Raw genomic sequence first — 20,286 nt, 5'->3', positions numbered from 1 at the left:
TACAAAATTCATCCCTGAAGATAGGTGGTCTTCAGGGATAAATTTTATTGCATTGCATATATAAAGGCCGTCTGAAAAATTCAGACGGCCTTTATTCACTTCATCAATTAAGCAAACGGATGGTGCAAAACAATAGTTTCTTCACGGTCAGGACCGGTTGAAACAATGGCCACAGGCGCGCCGCAAACTTCTTCAATACGTTTCAGGTAAGCTTTAGCGTTTTCAGGCAGCTTATCGTATTCTTTCACGCCGAAAGTCGACTCGCTCCAACCCGGCATGGTTTCGTAAATCGGTTTGCAGGTTTCCACCGCGTCAGAGCCGCAAGGCAGAATGTCGGTTTTGCTGCCATCAGGCAATTCATAGCCTACGCAGATATTGATGTTCTCAATACCGTCCATGACATCCAGCTTGGTAATGCACATGCCGGAAATGCCGTTAACTTGAATGGAGCGTTTCAACGCAGCCGCGTCAAACCAACCGCAACGACGCGCACGACCGGTTACGGAGCCGAACTCATGACCGCGCTCAGCCAAGCCTGCACCCACTTCGTCAAACAATTCAGTCGGGAATGGGCCGGAACCCACGCGGGTCGTATAGGCTTTAACAATACCCAAAACGTAATCCAGCATTTGCGGGCCTACGCCTGCACCGGCAGAAGCGGCACCGGCCAAGCAGTTGGACGAAGTTACAAACGGATAAGTACCGTAGTCGATGTCCAGCAACGTACCTTGTGCACCCTCAAACAGCAGGCTTTCGCCTTTGCGGTTTTTCTCGTTCAAAACACGGGAAACATCGGTAATCATCGGCGCAATGCGCGGTGCAACTTTTTCAATCACAGCCATCACGTCTTCAACTTTTACCGGCTCGGCATTGTGCAAGTGTTGCAACTGAACATTGTAATAAGCCAAAACAGCTTCCAGTTTTTCAACCAGTTTTTCAGGGTGCAACAAGTCCACCACGCGAATCGCACGACGGGCAACTTTATCTTCATAGGCTGGGCCGATGCCACGACCGGTTGTACCAATTTTGCTTTTACCGCGGGAAGCTTCGCGTGCTTGGTCAAGCGCAATGTGGTAAGGCAGAATCAATGGGCAGGTCGGCGCAATTTTCAGACGGCCTTCAACGTTTTTCACACCGGCGGCGTTCAATTCGTCGATTTCACCCAGCAATGCTTCAGGAGAAACCACGACACCTGAGCCGATGAAGCAGTCCAAAGTCTCATGCAAAATGCCGCTTGGAATCAGGCGCAAAATGGTTTTTTTGCCGCCGACAACCAAAGTATGGCCGGCATTGTGGCCGCCTTGGAAACGTACAACACCGCTGGTTTCTTCTGCCAGCCAGTCAACAATCTTACCTTTGCCTTCATCACCCCATTGGGCACCGATTACGACAACATTTTTAGCCATAGCCATCTAACCTTATTTCAGATACAAAATTTCAAAATAAAACTCAATCGTTCAAATCGATTACTTTCCAAACGCCGTCCACTTGTTTCAGACGGCCTGTAACCTCTTCCGAACCGTTGTAGCCGATACCGTAATCGATAACGACACATTGTCCTTGTTCGCGCAAAGCATCTACCGCTTCTTGAGCCGCAGGCATGTCTTTGACATCGACCGCCACCACGGACTCCCGTCCGATAGCGGGAAGGCGGCCGATAAAGCTGCGCAAATCAAAACTGAATCCGGCAGCCGGACGCGCACGTCCAAAGTATCCGCCCAATCCGTCATAACGGCCGCCGCGTGCCACTGCATCATGAAGATTTGAACCATAAGCCGCGTAAAGCAAGCCGGTATGGTAATTGTCAACGCGCAATTCCGATAAATCGATATGCACTTTTTGATTTGGGAACGCGTCGCATACGGCCTGCAATTCATCCAGCGCCGCACTGACTGCGGATAATTCCGGTAATTTCTCACGAGCCAAAGTCAGCACTTCGCGACCGCCGTACAGTCGGGGCAACAGTGAAAACGCTTTTGCCCACATGCCGTCGAGTTTCCATTCCTTGACCAACTGGCTGACAGCCTCGGCATCTTTGTCCTGCATCAATGACAGCAGGGTTGCTGATTTCTGCTCATCCAAATGCGCGGCATGTGCTAATGCGCGGAATACGCCGATATGGCCCAATGAAAGCAAGACCTCGCCCATGTCGGCAATCTTCATGCTTTTCAGCATCAAATCAATCAATTCAATATCCGCTTCAATACCTTCCAAGCCGTACATTTCCGCACCCGCCTGCAAAGGCTCGCGCATATTGAGCAATCCGTCAGGTCGCGCATGAAGCACCGAACCGGCATAGCATAAACGGTTGATACCTTGGTTGGCAGAAAGCAAATGGGCATCAATACGCGCTACCTGCGGCGTAATATCCGCTCGGATACCGAGCTGGCGGCCGCTGAGCTGATCGACGACTAAAATGGTTTTCAAAGACAAACCGGCATCGATATGCGTCAATAAGGAATGGCTGTATTCCATCAATGGCGGTTGCACCAATTCATAACCATGCACGCGAAACAAAGCCAACAGCCGCTCACGGGCGCTTTCCAGTTGTCGGGCATTAATCGGTAACACGTCGGCAACGTGTTCAGGAAGCTGCCAAGACTTCATGAGAATCTACCTCTGTTTTTTTGTAAACACAAAGGGCTGCTTAAATTTAAAACCAAATCAGCCTGACGACTGGAATTTTCCTGAATGCATCAACGGCAAATCCGATGCGGCTTCAACAAAACTGATTTTAAATTTAAACAGCCCCTGAGTAACGGCTTCAAACCGTCGAGTTATTAAAATCAGACTTTACCATATTAAAACGAATTTTGCACCCTGTTTGCAGGAAACGTAAAAAAACATTAAAAACAAAGGCCGTCTGAAAACCAAATGCATAGATGCATCATTTTCAGACGGCCTTGTTCATGCCTGAACAACTCGACGCTTAACGCCAGTAACGCCACCAAGGCATATCGTCAGATCGCCATTCGTGTTGCAAGAACGGGCTTTGCGGGAAGTTGGTTTCCAAAACGCGGTGTGTATCGGCAGCCAGTTGCGGCTTGTCCAGTTTTTTGTATGCCAATTCCATCATCGCCAAAGCTTCTTCGACGTAACGGGTATTTTGGTAACGGCTAACGATTTTTTGCGCACGGTTGGCCGCTGCGACATAAGCACCGCGTTTCATGTAATAACGCGCCACAGACATTTCGTTACCGCCCAAAGCGTCCACCAGCTTGGCCATGCGTTCGGTTGCATCGGCAGCGTATTTGCTGTTTGGATAACGTTGCACCAACTCTGCAAACGCCTGATAAGCATCGCGGTTGGCTTTCGGATCGCGGTCGGACCAGTCTTGGGAAGCCAGCTTGTTCAAGAAAGACTGGTCTTCGTTAAACAGGACCAAGCCTTTCAAGTACAGCGCGTAGTCCATATTCGGATGTTGCGGATGATGGCGTTGGAAGCGCGCGATGGCAGCCAAGGCTTTTTCCGGCTCATCGTCTTTATAATAGGCATACGCCGTATCCAACTGGGACTGCTGTGCATAGCGGCCGTTTGGAAAACGGGATTCTAAAATTTCGTATAACTTGACAGCTCGCGTATAATTGTTGCTGTTCAACTCGTCTTGCGCTTCGGCATAAAGCTTTTCCACACTCCAATCTTGAGTAATTTGGGCGTCTTTATCGATTGTGCCTTTATTTGCGCAGGCACTCAGTGCCAAACCTAAAGAAACTACTAAAAGAATTTTTTTCATGCAGAATACTTCCTTTGATAACGAAGCCGATTATAGCGATGATTTAGACTTTCCGTCATCCCCCGAAACAGAAAGTTGTGTTAATTTGACCGTTCCGCTCGAAATGGCGGGCGGAAGGCTGGATGCCGTATTGGCCAAACTCATGCCCGACTACTCGCGCAGCCGCCTGAGTTCGTGGATTAAAGAGGGTGCAGTCATTGTAAACGATAAGCCCGCTCAACCCAAAGATAAAATGATAGGCGGTGAATTGATTGCCGTTACGGTACGTCCGAGCGAAGAAAACCTCGCGTTCACGCCCGAACCGATGGATTTGGACATTATTTATGAAGACGATACCGTCATCGTCATCAACAAACCGGCCGGATTGGTCGTCCACCCTGCTTCAGGCAACTGGAGCGGCACCCTGCTCAACGGCCTGTTGGCGCACTGTCCCGAATTAAGCCAAGTGCCTCGTGCGGGCATCGTACACCGTTTGGACAAAGAAACCAGCGGCCTAATGGTGGTCGCCAAGACCCTGCCGGCGCAAAACTCACTGGTTCAACAGCTTCAAGAGCGCACAGTCAAACGCATTTACCGCGCAATCGCCAACGGCATCGTTCCTTTTGACGGTAAAATCGAAACCCAAATCGGCCGCGATCCGCACAACCGCCTGAAAATGGCAGTCGTCAAATTCGGCGGCAAACCTGCCATCACCCACGTCAAAGTGTTGGAACGTTATCTGGCACATAGCTACATCGAATGCTCGCTCGAAACCGGCCGCACCCACCAAATCCGCGTCCATATGCGCGAAGCCAACCATCCGCTGGCCGCCGACCCTGTTTACGGCAACCTGCGCCACCCGTGCAGCGACGCAGTTAAAGAAGCCGTCAAAGCCCTCGGCGCGCGCCAAGCCCTGCATGCCTACCGCTTGAGCTTTGTCCATCCGAAAACCGGCGAAACTGTTTCCTTTGAAGCGCCTATGCCTGACGATATGTACCACCTGCTTTCCGTCCTGCGTTTGGAAGCCGGTTTGGATTCGTCTTTAAGTAATGAAGAAGAATGGCAGGAGAAATTCGGTACGGACGATGACGACGATTGGAATGAAGACGACTACGATGTCGAAGTCGTTTACGTAAGGGATTAAACCCATTTTTCAGACGGCCTAAAATATTATTTCAGGCCGTCTGAAATCAATCCGTTCCAATATTTCAGCGATTCAAAGATTATGAAAACCATCACAGATACCCTAAACCTCGCTCCCCAAGGCAAGAACTTTTTGACTGCCGACTGGCCTGCCCCTGCCAATGTTAAAACGCTTATTACCACGCGCAACGGCGGTGTCAGCGAAGGCGTGTACCGCAGCCTGAATGTCGGTTCGCACGTCGGCGACAATCTGCAAGCCGTGCTCCGCAACCGTGAAATCGTCCAGGAACAAGTCGGCCTGCCCGTTGCCTACCTCAATCAAATCCACAGCACCATTGTTGTGAACGCCGCCGAAGCGTTAGGCAATACGCCCGATGCCGATGCCTCGGTGGATACGACGGGCACGGTCGCCTGCGCTTCCATGACTGCCGACTGTCTGCCCGTCTTGTTTTGCGACAAAGCAGGGACGGTGGTTGCAGCAGCCCATGCAGGTTGGCGCGGTTTGGCCGGCGGTGTTTTGCAAAACACCATTGCGGCAATGAAGGTCGAGCCGTTGGAAATCATGGCCTATCTCGCCCCTGCCATCGGTCCTGATGCGTTTGAGGTGGGGCAAGATGTATTTGATGCGTTTTGCACACCCATGCCGGAAGCTGTCGATGCGTTTGAAGACATCGGCGGCGGCAAATACCTTGCCGACATTTACGCTTTGGCGCGCATGGTTCTGCACCGCGAAGGCGTGAACATGATTTATAGCGGCACCCATTGCACCGTCTTGGAACGCGATACTTTCTTCTCCTACCGCCGCGACGGACAAACCGGCCGCATGGTCAGCCTGATCTGGTTGGAAAAATAAGATTTGCACCATCAAAGACAAGGCCGTCTGAAATACTTTCCGTTTACGGTTTCAGACGGCCTAAACATTATTCGTTATAATCCGACGATACCGTAACCGGTTTCAACGAAGGAATATCCAATGAAAAAAATCCTATTGCCCGCACTCGCCCTATTGCTTGCCTCTTGCGGTTTCCACCTGAAAGGCACAGGCGTGACTTCTCAGCCGCTGCCTTATCAGAACTGGCATGTAGAAGGCGGAGCCGTCATGCAAAAAGCGCTGGAAAATGCCTTACGCCGTGCCGACGGCCATCCGGTTAGCGAAGCCGAATCACAAATCACCCTGCGCGTTGTCGACTTTCAAAAACGCCGCGACATCTACACCATCACCCGCGCCGCCGCAGTCAATGAATACCTGCTGGCCATGATCGTCAAAGCCCAAGCTTTCCGCAACGGCGAGCCTGTTGGCGAACCGATGGAAGTTAAGGTTCACCGCACCATGGACTACGCCGACAGCGAAGTCTTGGGCAAACAGGAAGAGGAAGAAACCATTTGGTCTGAAATGCGCATCGATGCTGCAGATCAAATCGTCCGCCGCCTGACTTTCTTGAAGGCGCAATAATGGCTGCCGCGCCCATTGAGAGCCTGCGCCCCGATACGCCGCTCAAGCCGTTGTACATCATCCACGGCGAAGAGGATTTGTTGCGCATCGAGGCTTTGGATACGCTGCGCGCAGCCGCAAAAAAACAAGGTTATCTCAACCGCGAAGTCTATACCGCTGAAAACAATTTTGACTGGAACGAGCTGTTGCAAAGTGCCGGCAGTGCAGGTTTGTTTGCCGATTTGAAACTGCTGGAAATCCATATTCCCAACGGCAAACCCGGCAAAAACGGAGGCGATGCCCTGCAAGCCTTCGCCGAACGCCTGCCCGAAGATACGGTTACGCTCATCCTCCTGCCCAAGCTTGAAAAAGCGCAAATCCAGTCCAAATGGTTTTCCGCATTAGCCGGCAAAGGCATCGTCTTAGAAGCCAAAGCCGTTGCGCCACATGCTTTGCCGCAATGGATACAAGGCCGTCTGAAACAGCAGGGTTTGGACATCGAACCTGAAGCACTCGCCCTGTTTGCCGAGCGCGTCGAAGGCAATCTTTTGGCCGCCCGTCAGGAAATCGAAAAACTCGCCCTGCTCCATCCCAAAGGCCATTTGATCAATATTGCCGACGCAGAGGCCGCGGTTGCCACCGTCGCCCGTTTCGACGTATTTCAACTGGCCGGCGCATGGATGAAAGGCGATGCCCTGCGCGTTTCCCGTTTGCTGGACGGTTTGGAAGAAGAAGGCGAAGAGCCGGTTTTGCTGTTGTGGGCGGTTGCCGAAGACATCCGCACCCTAATCCGCCTGACTGCCGCACTCAAGCAGGGACAAAACATCCAAAGCCTGCGCAACAGCCTGCGCTTATGGGGCGACAAGCAGACCCTTGCACCGATGGCGGCCAAACGCATTTCCATCAACCGCCTGCTTGACGCGCTCAAAACCTGCGCCAAAATCGACCGCATCATCAAAGGCGCGGAAGAAGGCGATGCATGGACCGAGTTCAAACAGCTCGTCACTTCGCTGGCCGCTTGAAACCGTTGCCGCGCGTCAAGAAACTTGCACGCAATACGCCCCAAAAACAGAAAATACTGTAAAATAGCGTAAACTCAAATTCAGGCCGTCTGAACCTCGCATTTCAGACGGCCTCTTCCAGCAAAAAACAAGGAAACACCAACCATATGGATAATAAAACCAAACTTCGCATCGGCGGTCTGGCCCTGCTGACCACTGCCGTATTAAGCCTCATCATCGTTCTGATCGTCGATTCATGGCCGCTGGCCATCCTGTTGGCCGTCATCATCGTAGCCGCTGCCGCAGGCGGTTTCGTTTGGACTTCACGCCGTCAGCAACGCCAATTCCTCGAGCGCCTGAAAAAATTCGACATCGATCCGGAAAAAGGCCGTATCAACGAAGCCAACCTGCGCCGCATGTACCACAGCGGCGGCCAACATCAAAAAGACGCGATTACCTTGGTTTGCCTGTCGCAAAAATGTTCCGTTGACGAAGCGCACGCCATCTTCAAAAAACGTCCGACCCGTCAGGAAATGAACCAAATGGCCGCCCAACAGGCACGCGGTCAAAAACGTCCACATCGCTAATCCCGACAGTAACAGGCCGTCTGAACATCCCACCCCGTTTCAGACGGCCTGTTTTTATTGCCATCAAACCCATTTCCGTTTCCATCGCATTATGACCCGCCTTCCCACCGCCCCACTCAAACGCCGCCTCGCCGCACTGGTTTACGAACTTCTGCTGACCGGCGCCGTGACCAGCATTGCCGCCCTTGCAGCCGGTATTGCCGCCATCTTTCTCAATCCCGTTTCCACGCGCCTGTCCATGCTGACAACCTGCCTGATTCTGTTCTACGCATGGTGGCTCTACTTCCGCGCCAACTGGCACAAAAAAGGCCAAACCCTCGCCATGCAGACATGGAAAATCGGTTTGGCCGATAAAAACGATACTCAGCCGCCCCTGCCGCAACTGCGCCTGCGCTTTATTTGGGCCAGCATTTTTATTGTCTTCATCCCCCTGTTTGCCTACGCCGGATTGCGCCATCTGCTCAATATCCCTCCTAAAGGCGCATTCGGTGCTGCACTTATTTGGCTCATCCTGCCATGGGGCTTCGCCCTGTTCCATCCCGACCGCCAGTTCCTCTACGACTTCTTGGCCGGAACAAGGCTGGTAGATTTGAATCAGAAGAAAACAAACGAATAAAATCCAAAAGCGGCTCAATCCGTAAATAAAATAAAGGCCGTCTGAAACTCAAAATAAGTTTCAGACGGCCTTTAATCATAACATCAAGCAATGATTATTCTTGCCAACGTTTGAACACCAGCGAAGTATTGACGCCGCCAAAGGCAAAGTTATTGCTGACCACATAATCGGTTTGAATTTCACGTCCGCCTGTTTGAATGTAATCTACCTTACCACAACGCGGATCGATGTTTTCTAAATTGACGGTCGGCGCAAACCAGCCGCTGTTCATCATTTCGATGGTGAACCAGGCTTCCAACGCGCCGCACGCGCCGAGTGTATGGCCGAGGTAGCTTTTTTGCGAACTCATGGGGATGAATCCGAACACAGCCTCGGTCGCCAATGTTTCGGCAATATCGCCCTTTTCGGTCGCCGTACCGTGACCGCTGACATAGCCGACTTTATCAGGCGTAATACCGGCGTCTTTCAGCGCAAGCTCCATACATTTCTGCATGGTTTCTTTTTGCGGCTGGGTAACGTGGCTGCCGTCGCTGTTGGCACCGTAGCCGACAAGCTCGGCATAGATTTTCGCACCACGCGCACGGGCGTGTTCCAATTCTTCCAACACGAAAATGCCTGCGCCTTCGCCAATCACCAAGCCGTCGCGTCCGCTGTCGTAAGGGCGCGGCGTCAGCTCAGGTTCGCCGTTACGACGGCTGGCGGCATAAAGTGAATCGAATACATACACTTCGGACGGACAAAACTCTTCACCGCCGCCAGCCAGCATCATATCAATCATGCCGTATTTAATCGCTTCGTAAGCATAACCAATGCCTTGGCTGCCGGAAGAACACGCGCTCGAAGTCGGGATAATACGTCCTTTCAATCCGAAGAAAATGCCGATATTGGCAGCAGTCGTATGCGGCATCATGCGCACATAAGTATTGGCGTTGAAATTGCGCGATGTGCCTGTTATCAAAAGTTCGCCCATATCGCCAATGTCTTTGGTACTGCCGACAGACGAGCCGCACGCCACGCCCATACGGCCATCGGTGATGCTTTCATCACCCAGCAAACCCGCATCCGTCAAGGCTTGTTCCGCCGCATCGACACACAAATGCGATACGCGCCCCATACTTCTGAGCTGCTTGCGCGTCCAGTGTTCGGGTGGAGTGTAGCCTTCAATTGGCGCACCCAGTTGCGCTTCCAATTCAGGAAAGCGTCCGCTCCAGTCCATGTATTTGACCGCGTTTTTTTCAGCTTTAAAGGCCGTCTGAATACTTTGCCAATCACGGCCGAAAGCGGTAATACCGCCGATACCTGTTACAACGACTCTTCTGGTATTCAACACAAACCTCCGTTCACAGCAATCACTTGGCGCGTAATGTACGCCGCTTTCTCATCCATCAAAAAGCGCACCGCATGCGCCACTTCTTCCGGCAATCCCATACGCGCGGCAGGGACTGCCTTTAAGATTTCTTCGACAGGTACGTTCTCATCGATAATATCGGTATCGATAAGGCCCGGTGCCACGCAGTTGACAGTAATTTTGCGTTTAGCCAACTCAACCGCCAAGGCTTTTGCCGCGCCGATCAAGCCCGCTTTGGACGCGCTGTAATTGACCTGACCGCGGTTGCCCGTCAAACCGGATACCGACGCCATACACACAATACGTCCTGCTTTACGGCGGCGGATCATCGGCATGGTCAAAGGGTGCAACACATTATAAAAACCGTCCAAATTGGTACGCAGCACCAAATCCCAATCATCATCTGTAAACGCAGGAAACGCATTGTCGCGCGTCAATCCGGCATTCAGCACCACGCCGTAATATGTGCCGTTTGCCTCAATGTCGGCGGTCAAAATTTCACGGCAGGCTTCGCGGTCGGACACGTCAAACTGCAAAACACGCGCATTTCTACCCAATGCACGGATTTCTTCCGCAACAGCTTCCGCTTCATCACGGCGGCTGCGGCAGTGGACGACAATATCAAAGCCGTCCTGCGCCAAACCAAGCGCAACAGCTTTGCCGATACCGCGATTAGACCCTGTAATTAAAATAGTTTCACTCATACGTTTTCTCACTATATCGACAGGCCGTCTGAATCTTTGTCTTTTCAGACGGCCTTGTAAACGGTTTAAATGATTTGACCGTCTTTCGGACTGTACACATTCAAAGAGGCTTTTGCCAGCAAACCGTCCGGCGGCAACAGAGGCTTCACATCTTCCGGCGCATCCGTCCAGCGCAACTCGCAATCAAATACGCCCATGCCGCCCAAATCCTGAATGGACACATGCGCCCTGACTTCCAGTTCAGTACCGACAGGCACGGAATCGGCAAACAAATCCAGCTTGCGCGTTCCCAATAAAAAACCCAAGCGTACAGGCTCTCCGGCCTTTAAAGCCTCAATGCCTGCATACGCGCCTATGCCCTGAGCCATCAATTCCATATAAGCCATAGACGGCAACACGCCGTCCTGCAGCAAAATATGCTTATCGCCAACCGGCGCACGGCAAACCGTATAGTCATCGCCAAATTCTTTCACACAGTCGATAAGCACCATATGTCCGCTGTGCGGAAGCAGCGGAGCCACATCATAAATCGGGGCACTCGGTATTGAAGGCATAAAATGTCATCCGGGAATAAATTACGTTACAATATGCATTATAACAGAGCCTAGCTTTTACTAACCCATTTCATTACAATGTATGAAAATGTAAAACACTGAAAGACATCATGCCTCAAAACGTTTGCCGTTTCAGCTTCAATATCGCCGCATGGCAGGCCTCCTCCAGCAAAATCAGTACGCCGGAGCAATGGCAGGACTGGGCGCAGGGAAAACTTGATACCGCCTCACTGCCGGAGTGCAAACCCGCGCTCTCCTTTTTACCGCCAATGCAACGCCGCCGCTTGGGAAAAGCGGCACGCTTGGTTTGCGATGCCGCATGGAATCTGGCCGACCAATATCCCGAAAGCGTCCCGGTGTACGTTTCGCACGACGGCGAAAGCAACCGCAGCTTTGAATTGTGGCAAGAGCTTTTGAACACGCATACCGTGTCGCCGACCTCATTCGGCCTGTCCGTCCACAACGCAACGATTGGGCAATGGTCGATGTTGCGCAAAGACATGAGTGAGCATACCGCGTTGGCCGTTGCCGCCGATTCCTTTGAAACCGCGCTGACCGAGGCATTCGCGCTTTTGCAAGACGGCGCGCCGTCTGTTTTAGTGATTGTCGCCGATGATCCTTTGTCCGAAGACTATCCCGTCCTGGCTACACGTGCGCCGTTTGCCTATGCATTGGCACTGGTGATTACAAAGGGCGAAGACTATACCTTAAGCTTGGAAACCACATCCGCAAGGCCGTCTGAAAACCCTAACGATACAACAGTCGAGCCCTATTGGAGCAGCCTGGAGTGGGTACGCTTCCTGCTTTCAGACGGCCGACAACATACGCAACACTATGCCGGTAGAAACTGGCACTGGCAGAAAAACGCATGAAGACTTTAGACTATTTCCGTCGCTTTTTTGCCACACTCTTCGGCTTCATCCTCTTCGGCGTTGCAGGCGTATTGTTCAAAATCGCACTTTTACCCTATACGCTCAAATCGACCAAAGGCGACATCAAACGCCAACTTGAAGCAAGACGCATGATAGGCAAAGTTTGGCGTTTCTTTGTCGGCTACCTGCAATGGTCGGGGGTATTGAGCGTCCGCTTCAACGGCTTGGAAAAACTCGGCAGACCCGGCCAGCTCATCCTTGCCAACCATCCCTCGCTTTTGGATGTTGTTTTACTGATCAGCCACTTCCCCGACCCGAACGTGTTGGTCAAAAAAGACCTGTTGCACAACCCCAGCATGAAAAGCCAAATTATCGCTTCCGGCTACATCCCCAACGACGAAAGCATGGAAATGTTGGAAGAAATCGACGCCGTGTTCAAAAGCGGGCAAAGTATGCTGATTTTCCCCGAAGGCACGCGCACAGGTTGGGACGGACAGGTTAAAATGCACCGCGGCGCTGTATCGCTCGGTTTGCGCAGCGCATCGGTCATCACGCCCGTGTGCATCAAGATGACGCCGCCCAATTTTAAAAAGGGGCAACCGTGGTACAAAATCCCGCCGCAAAAAATTCATTATGAAATTACCGTCGGCGACGACATCCTGCCGGAAGAATGGCTGGCAGAAAAACCCCTGCCCATCGCCGCAAGGCGTTTAAACGAATACCTGCAAGACTATTTTACAAGGAAAACCACATGAGCAATTTAGAAAACCAAATTAAACAATTAATCATCGACAGCTTAGGTCTGGAAGACATTACCGTTGCCGACATCGGCAGCGAAGATCCGCTTTTCGGCGACGACGGCCTGGGTCTGGATTCGGTTGATGCATTGGAACTTGGTTTGGCCGTACAAAAAACCTTCGGCTTCCAGCTCGACGGTGAAAACGACAACCTGCGCGAAAACTTCGCCAACGTCAAAACACTGGCCGAGTTCGTCAAGAGCCGCCAAGCATAAGGGAGAGAGAAGATGACCGAACAAGAAGTACGCACCCTGCTGACCGATGCACTGGTTAACCTGTTTGAAATCGAACCGGAACGCATCAAACCCGAAACCAACCTCTACGAAGATTTGGAAATCGACAGCATCGACGCCATCGACCTTATCGACCACATCAAACGCGAAACCGGCCGCAAACTGCAAGCCGAAGACTTCCGCAATGTGCGTACCGTAGAAGACGTGGTTCAAGCGGTTTTGAAAGTACAACAAGATTCCTGATTTTGCTTTGAATCAGCATATTTTCAGACGGCCTTGTCAATCCGCAAGGCCGTCTGAAAATCAATCGCAACCATGAAAATATTAGGAAAACTCCTACTGACCCTTGCCAGCCTCGCCTATCCGCTCCTATGGTATTACGGCAGGGAAAACGGCGCATTTTTCTGGCTTGCAGCGGCCATGTGTGTGTTATGGCTGATACGCGCCGCCATGCCGCAAACCACGGCACAACGCATTACGGCGATTATCCTTGCCGCTTTTTTTGCGGCGGTACTGGTTTTCAGACGGCCCGACTCGATGTATTGGTATCCCGTCGCCGTCAACACGCTGATGCTTGCCGTTTTCGGCGGCAGCCTGTTTGCTAAACAAACCGTTATCGAACGCCTCGCCCGACTGCAACACCCCGACCTGCCGCCCGAAGGCGTGCGCCACACTCGACGAGTTACGCAAATCTGGTGCGCCTTCTTTGTCTTCAACGGCGCAACCGCCGCCATTTTGGCAGGCTTGCAATATTACGATTGGTGGGCGGCTTATACAGGCATCGTGTCGTATGTGTTAATGGGAATCTTATTTGCCGGAGAGTTGATTTATCGGAAATTGGTTTTGAAGGTTTAAACTATTAAAAATATTTCATCAATTAGACGAATAACCATAATGAAAAAAATCATCCTACTTACCCTGATTTCCTTCACATTTACCGCATGCTCTTCTACATCTAAAACGCCTTTATCCCCTGAAGAAAAGGCGGAAGCCGAATACAAGAAAAATTATACGGAAGTTGCCAGCCACACCATCAAAACGCGCTCGGGAAACCTGACCGTCATTGACCGAATACACAATCGTTATTCTGACGATACTACAACCAGCAGCATGAATTTGATGATTATTCGGAAATCCAATACGGTAAAAGCAAGGGCTGCACAAACAGCCGTATTTACAGCAACTTTTGCATTATTCATTCTTGCCGGTAGTAGCGGTCATATTGGATATGAAGGCCCTGACCTGCTGGGCAAACACAATTTAAGTGGGAAGCCTATTGAACCGAATTTTGCGAATCCCGTTTTTGAACAATTCTCTCCCAAAGTTCGGGCTTGGGCGGCAAAATGGTCATTTAAAGGCAATAGTGCCAGTAAAAAACTATTTGTCCAACCGGGTCGTTTCTATTTGGTTTATGAAAAATTCAATAAACGAGACCGATTCTTTCTGAACAATGAAGTCAGCCTTTTGGTAGACGGACAAAGCGGCAAAACCGATCGCTTACTCCATTGCTTCAAAAGAAGTGAAAGCCATTCATTGGAAGAGTGGCAGGCAAATGATTACGAATTGGTACGCCAAACGACAAATAAACAATACGATGAATGCTTGGCACAAATCAAAGAAGAAACCAAGGCAAATACATCGAAATTATAAAACCTTAGAACCATCATGCACCTAACCCGAATCCTATCCCCAAACCTACCCCAACACGACCTTATCGCCACCCATCCGAATTGGACGCGTGCTGATTTCAACCGTGCGGTTTTCCATCTGTCATGCCGTCTGAAAGAGGCAGGCGTGCAAACTGCCGCGTTGTGGTTTGACGATGCCGCGCTGTTTGCCTGTGCTGTGTTGGCAGTGTGGCATTCGGGCGGAAAGGTTTTATTGTTGCCCAATTTGGCGCAAGACAATTTGGAATGGGGCAAAACGTCAGAAGTGTTTTTAACAGATTCAACAGATAAAAAGCTGTCTTCAGACGGCCTGAACATTTGGCACTTGCCTGATGTATTGACTCGAACAGAATCAGAAGCGCTGCACACCTATCCTGAAAACCATCTGATTCCCGACCATGCCGAAGCATGGCTGAAAACATCAGGATCCAGCGGCGAAGCGCAGATTATTGTGAAAACCGCCGCGCAAATGCAGGCCGAAGCCCTGACTTTGGCAAATACGCTGCCATTTGGACAGCACGGTGAAACCGTGATCGGTAGCGTTATTCCGCAGCATCTTTACGGCTTCACATTCCGCTTCGCACTCGCGCTGACAATGGGTTGGACTATGGAGCGACAGCAAGCCGTTTATCCGGAAAACCTGCTTTACAGCACGGCCGCACATGATAAAGTGGTTTGGATTGCCAGTCCGGCCGTACTCAACCGCTTGGGCGAAAACCGCAACTGGCAAAGTATCGGCCATAAAATTGCAGGCATTGTCTCGGCCGGTGGCGCATTGCCCTCAGCCACGGCGGATTTGCTGCAACAGGCTGCCGTCCGCCCGTTTGAAGTTTATGGCAGTACCGAAACCGGCGTGATTGCCTCACGTTGCGAACGCCAAGAATGGCAGCCTTTCGAAGGCGTGGAAATCGGGCAAAACGAAGAAGGCGCACTTTGGGCTTCTTCGCCTTGGTCGCCCGAACGCCGTCAAACAGCCGATTTGATCGAGCCGCAAGATGACGGTTTCCTGTTACTCGGTCGCCAAGACCGTATTATTAAATTTGAGGACAAACGCGTGTCGCTGACCCAAATCGAACACGAACTTTTACAACATCCTTGGATTGCCGACGCCCATTGCGGCCGTCATCCGCAACATCAACGTATTGCCATATGGGCGGCATTGAACGCAGACGGTATCGCTGCCTTGCGCGAGAAAGGCCGCGCTGCGGTCGCCGATACGCTCAAACGCCATCTGGCCGCCACGCAGGACACCATTGCCCTGCCGCGCTACTGGCGTTTTACCGACAGCCTGCCGCGCAACGCCCAAGCAAAAATCGCCGCGGCGGATTTTCAGACGGCCTTTACCGTTGCCCAAACTTCGCCCGTTTGGTCGAAAACATCATCTGACGATGAAACCAATATCGAAACCTTCATCGGCCGCGTGCCTTTGGATTTGGTTTATTTCGGCGGCCATTTTGCCACCTTCCCGCTGGTTCCCGGCGTGGTAGAGCTGCAATGGGTGCGCAACCTGATCGCGCCCCAGCCATGGGGCAAACAGCGCGTTATCCGCATCGAAAATCTAAAATATCAGCAGTTTATCCGTCCTCATGATGAAGTGTCGGTAGAGCTGAAATACGATGAAGGCAAAAACAAACTGAGCTTTAAAATCAACAACGGAGAGCATCCGTGTGCATCAGGACGGATTGTGTTTGAGGCCGTCTGAATATACCTATTAACTTTTTAGTGGAAAACCAACAATATGCAACTCTTCCCTGCCCTAGAACAACGCTATTCCCACGAACACCAGTCCGCAGGCGAGGCTCAACGTCTGGCTCAAGAAATCGCTTTTGCACCGATTGTGTTCCAAGTTTCCCGCCTGATGGTGAAATTTGGCATTCTGGACCTGCTGAACGCCCATCCTGACGGCCTCACTCAAGCCGAAATCGCTGAAAAAGCGAAAATCAGTAACTACGCGGCACAAGTCCTGCTGGAAGCTTCACTTTCTATCGGCACTGTCTTGACTCGCGACAACCGCTATTTCATCAGCAAGGCCGGTTGGTTTGTCCTCAAAGACAAAATGGCCCGTGTCAACATGGATTTCACGCAGGAAATCTGCTACCAAGGCATGTTTGATTTGGAAAAAACCCTGCAAACCGGCAAGCCCGAAGGCCTGAAAGTATTCGGCGACTGGCCGACCATTTACGAAGGCTTGTCTTCATTGCCAAGCATCGCGCAGGAAAAATGGTTTGCATTCGACCATTATTATTCCGACAACTCCTTCGCCGAAGCGCTCAACACCGTGTTCGCCAAACCGGTCAAAAAATTGCTCGATGTCGGCGGCAATACCGGCCGCTGGGCGGAGCAATGCGTCAACCACAATGCCGAAGTGGAAGTAACCATTATGGATCTGCCGCAACAAATCGGCTTGATGCGCGAAGCGACCAAAGGCAAAAACGGCGCGGACCGTATCTACGCCCATCCGGCCAACCTGCTTGATCCTGAAATTCCGTTCCCAACCGGTTTTGACGCGATTTGGATGAGCCAATTCCTAGACTGTTTCACCGAAGAACAAGCCACCAGCATTCTTCAACGCGCCGCTGCGTCCATGAGCGAAAACACCAGCCTCTACATCATGGAGCCTTTCTGGGACAGGCAACGCTACGAAACCGCCGCCTACTGCCTGACCATGACCAGCCTGTATTTCACTGCCATGGCCAACGGCAACAGCAAAATCTTCCATTCTGAAGACCTGATCCGTTGCGTTGAAAAAGCCGGATTGAAAGTAGCGGAAATTTCAGACGGCATCGGCCGAGGCCACAGCATCCTGCGCTGCGTTAAGGCCGTCTGAACATCATCTTTTAAACCCTAAAAAGCAACCGACCCCAACAGCCATTTCAGCTATCGGAGTCGGTTTGTTTTTGGGTATCCGCCTTAAAACATCAGCCGCGCAACATCCATACTGCGCACACTAACGCAATCGCTACCGACAAAGCGGCAAGCAATTGTCCCATTCCTGCCAACTTAGGCTGCTTGGCATCAATGGTTTTAAAGCCGTTAATCATCGGCGTAATCAAATCCTGTTTTTTCACAAAGCGATACAGCAAAACAGCTGCGATATGTACGCCTGCCAAAACAGTCAAAATATTAAAGAAATTGACATGGATTTTTCGCGCCAGCGTACCGGCGTGTTCGCTGACCAAATGATTCAAAAAGCCGGAATTGGTAAACGTATTTTCATCGGCGGCAAATAAGCCAGTGGCCATCTGAAAAACCAGCGCGGCCAATAAAGCGATGACCATCAGCGCACCCAAAGGATTGTGGCCGACCAATTCGTCTTCAGACATCTGGCCTTGTGTATAGCGGCGGATTTCGGAAAATGGACGCACAAATCGGCTGAATCTTGCCGTATCGCTGCCCCATATCCCCCAGCACAAGCGGAAAACCACCAACGCCAACATCAACAAACCGCCGCGCAAATGCCATACCAGCATATCGCCGCCTCGGGTGGCGCTGTACCACATGAAACCCATCAATAACACCAAGAGCCAATGGAACAGGCGCGTAGGTGCGTCCCAAACTTTTATTTTTTGCTTCATTACCTTTTACTTTCTGATTTAAAATTAAATTTCTTATCTTGGAAGGTTACGCCATGCAGCCCATCTACACGCTTCCCGAATCGCTTCAGGCTTTTCAGACGGCCTTAGCATTTCCCGACGTATTCCGCCCCCGCGCCCAAGAGTCGCACAAAGGCACATACGGCACGCTTGCCATTATCGGCGGCTCAACGGGAATGATCGGCGCAGTGGTTTTGGCAGCCACAGCCGCCATGTATCAGGGGTGCGGCAAGGTTTGGGCAGGCTTCAACCAAGCCGCGCTGCCTTTTGCCATCATTCCCGAACGCCCTGAAATCATGCTCGCCACTGCGGCCCAACTGATGGAGCGCAACGATGTCAGCGCACGGGTAATCGGCTGCGGATTCGGTCTGGACGGATTATCAGAGCAGCTGCTGCCCAAAATCCTGTCAACACACCATGACCGGCCTTTATTGCTCGATGCAGATGCCTTGACACTACTGGCCCGTTCTCCCGAATTAGCCGAACGCCTCAAATCGTACAAACATATCGTCCTGACACCGCATCCGGCCGAAGCCGCCCGCCTACTCGGTATCGATACCCAATCAGTTCAAGCCGACAGACAGAAAGCCGTAACCGAAATCAGCCAAAAATATGGCGCAACTGTCGTATTGAAAGGCCATCATACATTAGTTGCCGCAACTGACGGCATGGTCTATACCAACACCAGCGGCAATGCCGGATTGGCTACCGCCGGCAGCGGCGATGTCTTAAGCGGTATGATCGGCAGCCTGCTGGCACAAGGCATTCCGGCATTCCAGGCTGCTTGCGCCGGCGTTTGGCTACATGGCGCGGCAGCCGATGTCATCAAACACAGCAGCCAAATCGAAACCGGGATGCTCGCCGGAGAAATCGCACCTGCCGCCCGATGGCTGCGCAATATTTTATCAAAAGAGTAATACCGCCTATATCATAAATACAGATTGCAGGCCGTCTGAAAATCAATCTCTATTTTCAGACGGCCTGGTTTATTTTTAAGTCATTTTGCAAATTAAGGTTAAGGCGTGTATCCTTGATTTCCCTTAAAAACAACTTCACAACATATTATCATGAGTATCCTCAATAAAATCAGCAACTTTATTGGAAAAACATTTTCCCTTTGGGCGGCGCTCTTTGCCGGCATCGCTTTTTTCGCACCCGACACCTTCAAATGGGTCGGCCCTTACATTCCTTGGCTTCTGGGCATCATCATGTTCGGCATGGGCTTGACGCTCAAACCTTCTGACTTCGATATTTTGTTCAAACGCCCCAAAGCCGTCATCATCGGCGTGATTGCACAATTCGCCATCATGCCGGCAACCGCCTATCTGCTGGCCAAGCTGTTGAACCTGCCTGCCGAAATCGCAGTCGGTGTGATTTTGGTCGGCTGCTGCCCGGGCGGTACTGCTTCCAATGTAATGACTTATCTGGCGCGCGGCAATGTGGCTTTGTCGGTTGCCGTTACATCGGTTTCCACCCTGATTTCCCCATTGCTGACCCCCGCCATCTTCCTGATGCTCGCCGGTGAAATGCTGGAAATCCAAGCGGGCAGTATGTTGATGTCCATCGTCAAAATGGTTTTGTTCCCCATCGTTTTGGGCTTGATTGTCCATAAAGTCTTGGGCAACAAAACTGAAAAACTGACCGACGCACTGCCGCTGGTTTCCGTTGCCGCCATCGTGCTGATTATCGGCGCGGTCGTCGGTGCCAGCAAAGGCAAGATTATTGAAAGCGGCCTGCTGATTTTCGCGGTTGTCGTACTCCACAACGGCATCGGCTATCTGCTCGGCTTCTTTGCCGCCAAATGGACCGGCCTGCCTTATGATGCACAAAAAACGCTGGCCATCGAAGTCGGTATGCAAAACTCGGGCTTGGGTGCCGCCCTTGCCGCCGCACACTTTGCCGCCGCGCCGGTTGTTGCCGTTCCCAGCGCATTGTTCAGCGTGTGGCACAATATCTCCGGCTCGCTTTTGGCAACTTATTGGGCAGCCAAAGCCGATAAAAATAAAGAATCCTAATCGACTTTAATC

23 protein-coding genes are annotated in these 20,286 nt (G+C 51.5%); 16 read left to right on the top strand and 7 right to left on the bottom strand.

Translation table 11 applies throughout. From position 1 onward, the window contains the following. Positions 1–107: 107 nt before the first annotated feature. The 3 genes from FOC66_RS02820 to FOC66_RS02810 all read right to left on the bottom strand — a co-directional run bounded on the left by FOC66_RS02820 (position 108) and on the right by FOC66_RS02810 (position 3,733). On the bottom strand, positions 108–1,406 hold the full coding sequence (locus tag FOC66_RS02820; RefSeq protein ID WP_003746442.1) for an adenylosuccinate synthase: 1,299 nt from the start codon (positions 1,404–1,406) through the stop codon (positions 108–110). Between the two features lie 43 nt (positions 1,407–1,449). After that, positions 1,450–2,607 (bottom strand): ATP phosphoribosyltransferase regulatory subunit, encoded by a 1,158-nt coding sequence (locus tag FOC66_RS02815; RefSeq protein WP_003746440.1) that lies wholly within the window; start codon positions 2,605–2,607, stop codon positions 1,450–1,452. Between the two features lie 322 nt (positions 2,608–2,929). Continuing rightward, the gene (locus FOC66_RS02810; protein WP_003746438.1) at positions 2,930–3,733 is read right to left on the bottom strand and encodes an outer membrane protein assembly factor BamD; all 804 of its coding nucleotides are present in this window, start codon (positions 3,731–3,733) and stop codon (positions 2,930–2,932) included. On the opposite strand from FOC66_RS02810, the gene rluD reads away from it, so the two are divergent. The 6 genes from rluD (at position 3,732) to FOC66_RS02780 (ending at position 8,491) form a co-directional block, all read left to right on the top strand. Further along, on the top strand, positions 3,732–4,856 hold the full coding sequence (gene rluD, locus FOC66_RS02805; RefSeq protein WP_003746436.1) for a 23S rRNA pseudouridine(1911/1915/1917) synthase RluD: 1,125 nt from the start codon (positions 3,732–3,734) through the stop codon (positions 4,854–4,856). The genes FOC66_RS02810 and rluD overlap by 2 nt on opposite strands. Before the next feature lie 81 nt (positions 4,857–4,937). Continuing rightward, a complete protein-coding gene (gene pgeF / locus FOC66_RS02800; protein ID WP_003746433.1) occupies positions 4,938–5,708 on the top strand; it encodes a peptidoglycan editing factor PgeF in 771 nt (256 codons plus the stop codon). 120 nt (positions 5,709–5,828) lie between these two features. Further along, positions 5,829–6,308: an LPS assembly lipoprotein LptE gene (lptE, locus tag FOC66_RS02795; protein ID WP_003746431.1), complete on the top strand. Its 480-nt coding sequence runs from the start codon at positions 5,829–5,831 to the stop codon at positions 6,306–6,308. Further along, positions 6,308–7,309: a DNA polymerase III subunit delta gene (gene holA, locus FOC66_RS02790; protein WP_003746429.1), complete on the top strand. Its 1,002-nt coding sequence runs from the start codon at positions 6,308–6,310 to the stop codon at positions 7,307–7,309. The genes lptE and holA overlap by 1 nt, the downstream gene beginning before the upstream one ends. Positions 7,310–7,455: 146 nt before the next feature. Further along, entirely contained in the window at positions 7,456–7,875 is a 420-nt protein-coding gene (locus tag FOC66_RS02785) for a hypothetical protein (protein WP_003746427.1), read from the top strand. Between the two features lie 91 nt (positions 7,876–7,966). Further along, positions 7,967–8,491 carry an RDD family protein gene (locus tag FOC66_RS02780; protein ID WP_003746425.1) on the top strand — a complete coding sequence of 175 codons (525 nt, stop codon included), beginning with the start codon at positions 7,967–7,969 and terminating at the stop codon, positions 8,489–8,491. A 94-nt stretch (positions 8,492–8,585) separates the two neighbouring features. Here FOC66_RS02780 and FOC66_RS02775 read toward each other — a convergent pair whose 3' ends face one another. The 3 genes from FOC66_RS02775 to FOC66_RS02765 form a co-directional block, all read right to left on the bottom strand. After that, on the bottom strand, positions 8,586–9,821 hold the full coding sequence (locus tag FOC66_RS02775) for a beta-ketoacyl-ACP synthase (protein ID WP_036493600.1): 1,236 nt from the start codon (positions 9,819–9,821) through the stop codon (positions 8,586–8,588). Further along, positions 9,815–10,543, bottom strand: a complete 729-nt coding sequence (fabG, locus tag FOC66_RS02770; RefSeq protein WP_003746422.1) for a 3-oxoacyl-ACP reductase FabG — start codon at positions 10,541–10,543, stop codon at positions 9,815–9,817. Before fabG ends, FOC66_RS02775 begins: the two co-directional genes overlap by 7 nt. A gap of 65 nt (positions 10,544–10,608) precedes the next feature. Continuing rightward, positions 10,609–11,097 carry a thioester dehydrase gene (locus FOC66_RS02765; RefSeq protein WP_003746419.1) on the bottom strand — a complete coding sequence of 163 codons (489 nt, stop codon included), beginning with the start codon at positions 11,095–11,097 and terminating at the stop codon, positions 10,609–10,611. 110 nt (positions 11,098–11,207) lie between these two features. Here FOC66_RS02765 and FOC66_RS02760 point away from each other — a divergent pair, with 110 nt between their 5' ends. The 8 genes from FOC66_RS02760 to FOC66_RS02725 all read left to right on the top strand — a co-directional run bounded on the left by FOC66_RS02760 (position 11,208) and on the right by FOC66_RS02725 (position 17,493). After that, on the top strand, positions 11,208–11,969 hold the full coding sequence (locus FOC66_RS02760; RefSeq protein WP_003746417.1) for a beta-ketoacyl synthase chain length factor: 762 nt from the start codon (positions 11,208–11,210) through the stop codon (positions 11,967–11,969). Beyond that, a complete protein-coding gene (locus FOC66_RS02755; RefSeq protein ID WP_003746415.1) occupies positions 11,966–12,724 on the top strand; it encodes a lysophospholipid acyltransferase family protein in 759 nt (252 codons plus the stop codon). Before FOC66_RS02760 ends, FOC66_RS02755 begins: the two co-directional genes overlap by 4 nt. Next, entirely contained in the window at positions 12,721–12,981 is a 261-nt protein-coding gene (locus FOC66_RS02750; RefSeq protein ID WP_003680822.1) for a phosphopantetheine-binding protein, read from the top strand. Before FOC66_RS02755 ends, FOC66_RS02750 begins: the two co-directional genes overlap by 4 nt. A gap of 12 nt (positions 12,982–12,993) precedes the next feature. After that, complete coding sequence (locus FOC66_RS02745; RefSeq protein ID WP_003680823.1) at positions 12,994–13,242, top strand: acyl carrier protein; 249 nt, start codon at positions 12,994–12,996, stop codon at positions 13,240–13,242. A gap of 72 nt (positions 13,243–13,314) precedes the next feature. Then, positions 13,315–13,854, top strand: a complete 540-nt coding sequence (locus tag FOC66_RS02740; RefSeq protein WP_003746412.1) for a membrane protein — start codon at positions 13,315–13,317, stop codon at positions 13,852–13,854. Positions 13,855–13,893: 39 nt separating this feature from the next. Beyond that, on the top strand, positions 13,894–14,649 hold the full coding sequence (locus tag FOC66_RS02735; RefSeq protein ID WP_003746411.1) for a hypothetical protein: 756 nt from the start codon (positions 13,894–13,896) through the stop codon (positions 14,647–14,649). A gap of 15 nt (positions 14,650–14,664) precedes the next feature. Further along, positions 14,665–16,368, top strand: a complete 1,704-nt coding sequence (locus FOC66_RS02730) for an AMP-binding protein (protein WP_003746409.1) — start codon at positions 14,665–14,667, stop codon at positions 16,366–16,368. A 36-nt stretch (positions 16,369–16,404) separates the two neighbouring features. Continuing rightward, positions 16,405–17,493, top strand: coding sequence for a methyltransferase (locus FOC66_RS02725; RefSeq protein WP_003746407.1), 1,089 nt, complete (start codon positions 16,405–16,407; stop codon positions 17,491–17,493). 91 nt (positions 17,494–17,584) lie between these two features. On the opposite strand, the gene FOC66_RS02720 is transcribed toward FOC66_RS02725, so the two are convergent. Further along, the gene (locus tag FOC66_RS02720; RefSeq protein ID WP_003746405.1) at positions 17,585–18,241 is read right to left on the bottom strand and encodes a cytochrome b/b6 domain-containing protein; all 657 of its coding nucleotides are present in this window, start codon (positions 18,239–18,241) and stop codon (positions 17,585–17,587) included. 53 nt (positions 18,242–18,294) lie between these two features. Between FOC66_RS02720 and FOC66_RS02715 the strand changes: the two genes are divergently transcribed. Together FOC66_RS02715 and FOC66_RS02710 are read left to right on the top strand one after the other, a co-directional pair. Continuing rightward, entirely contained in the window at positions 18,295–19,176 is an 882-nt protein-coding gene (locus FOC66_RS02715; protein WP_003746404.1) for an NAD(P)H-hydrate dehydratase, read from the top strand. 150 nt (positions 19,177–19,326) lie between these two features. Continuing rightward, positions 19,327–20,274 (top strand): bile acid:sodium symporter family protein, encoded by a 948-nt coding sequence (locus FOC66_RS02710; protein WP_003746401.1) that lies wholly within the window; start codon positions 19,327–19,329, stop codon positions 20,272–20,274. The last annotated feature ends 12 nt before the right edge of the window (positions 20,275–20,286 follow it).

This window comes from Neisseria mucosa, from assembly GCF_013267835.1.
Classification (GTDB): Bacteria; Pseudomonadota; Gammaproteobacteria; order Burkholderiales; family Neisseriaceae; genus Neisseria.
This window is presented reverse-complemented; position numbering and strand designations above follow the sequence as displayed.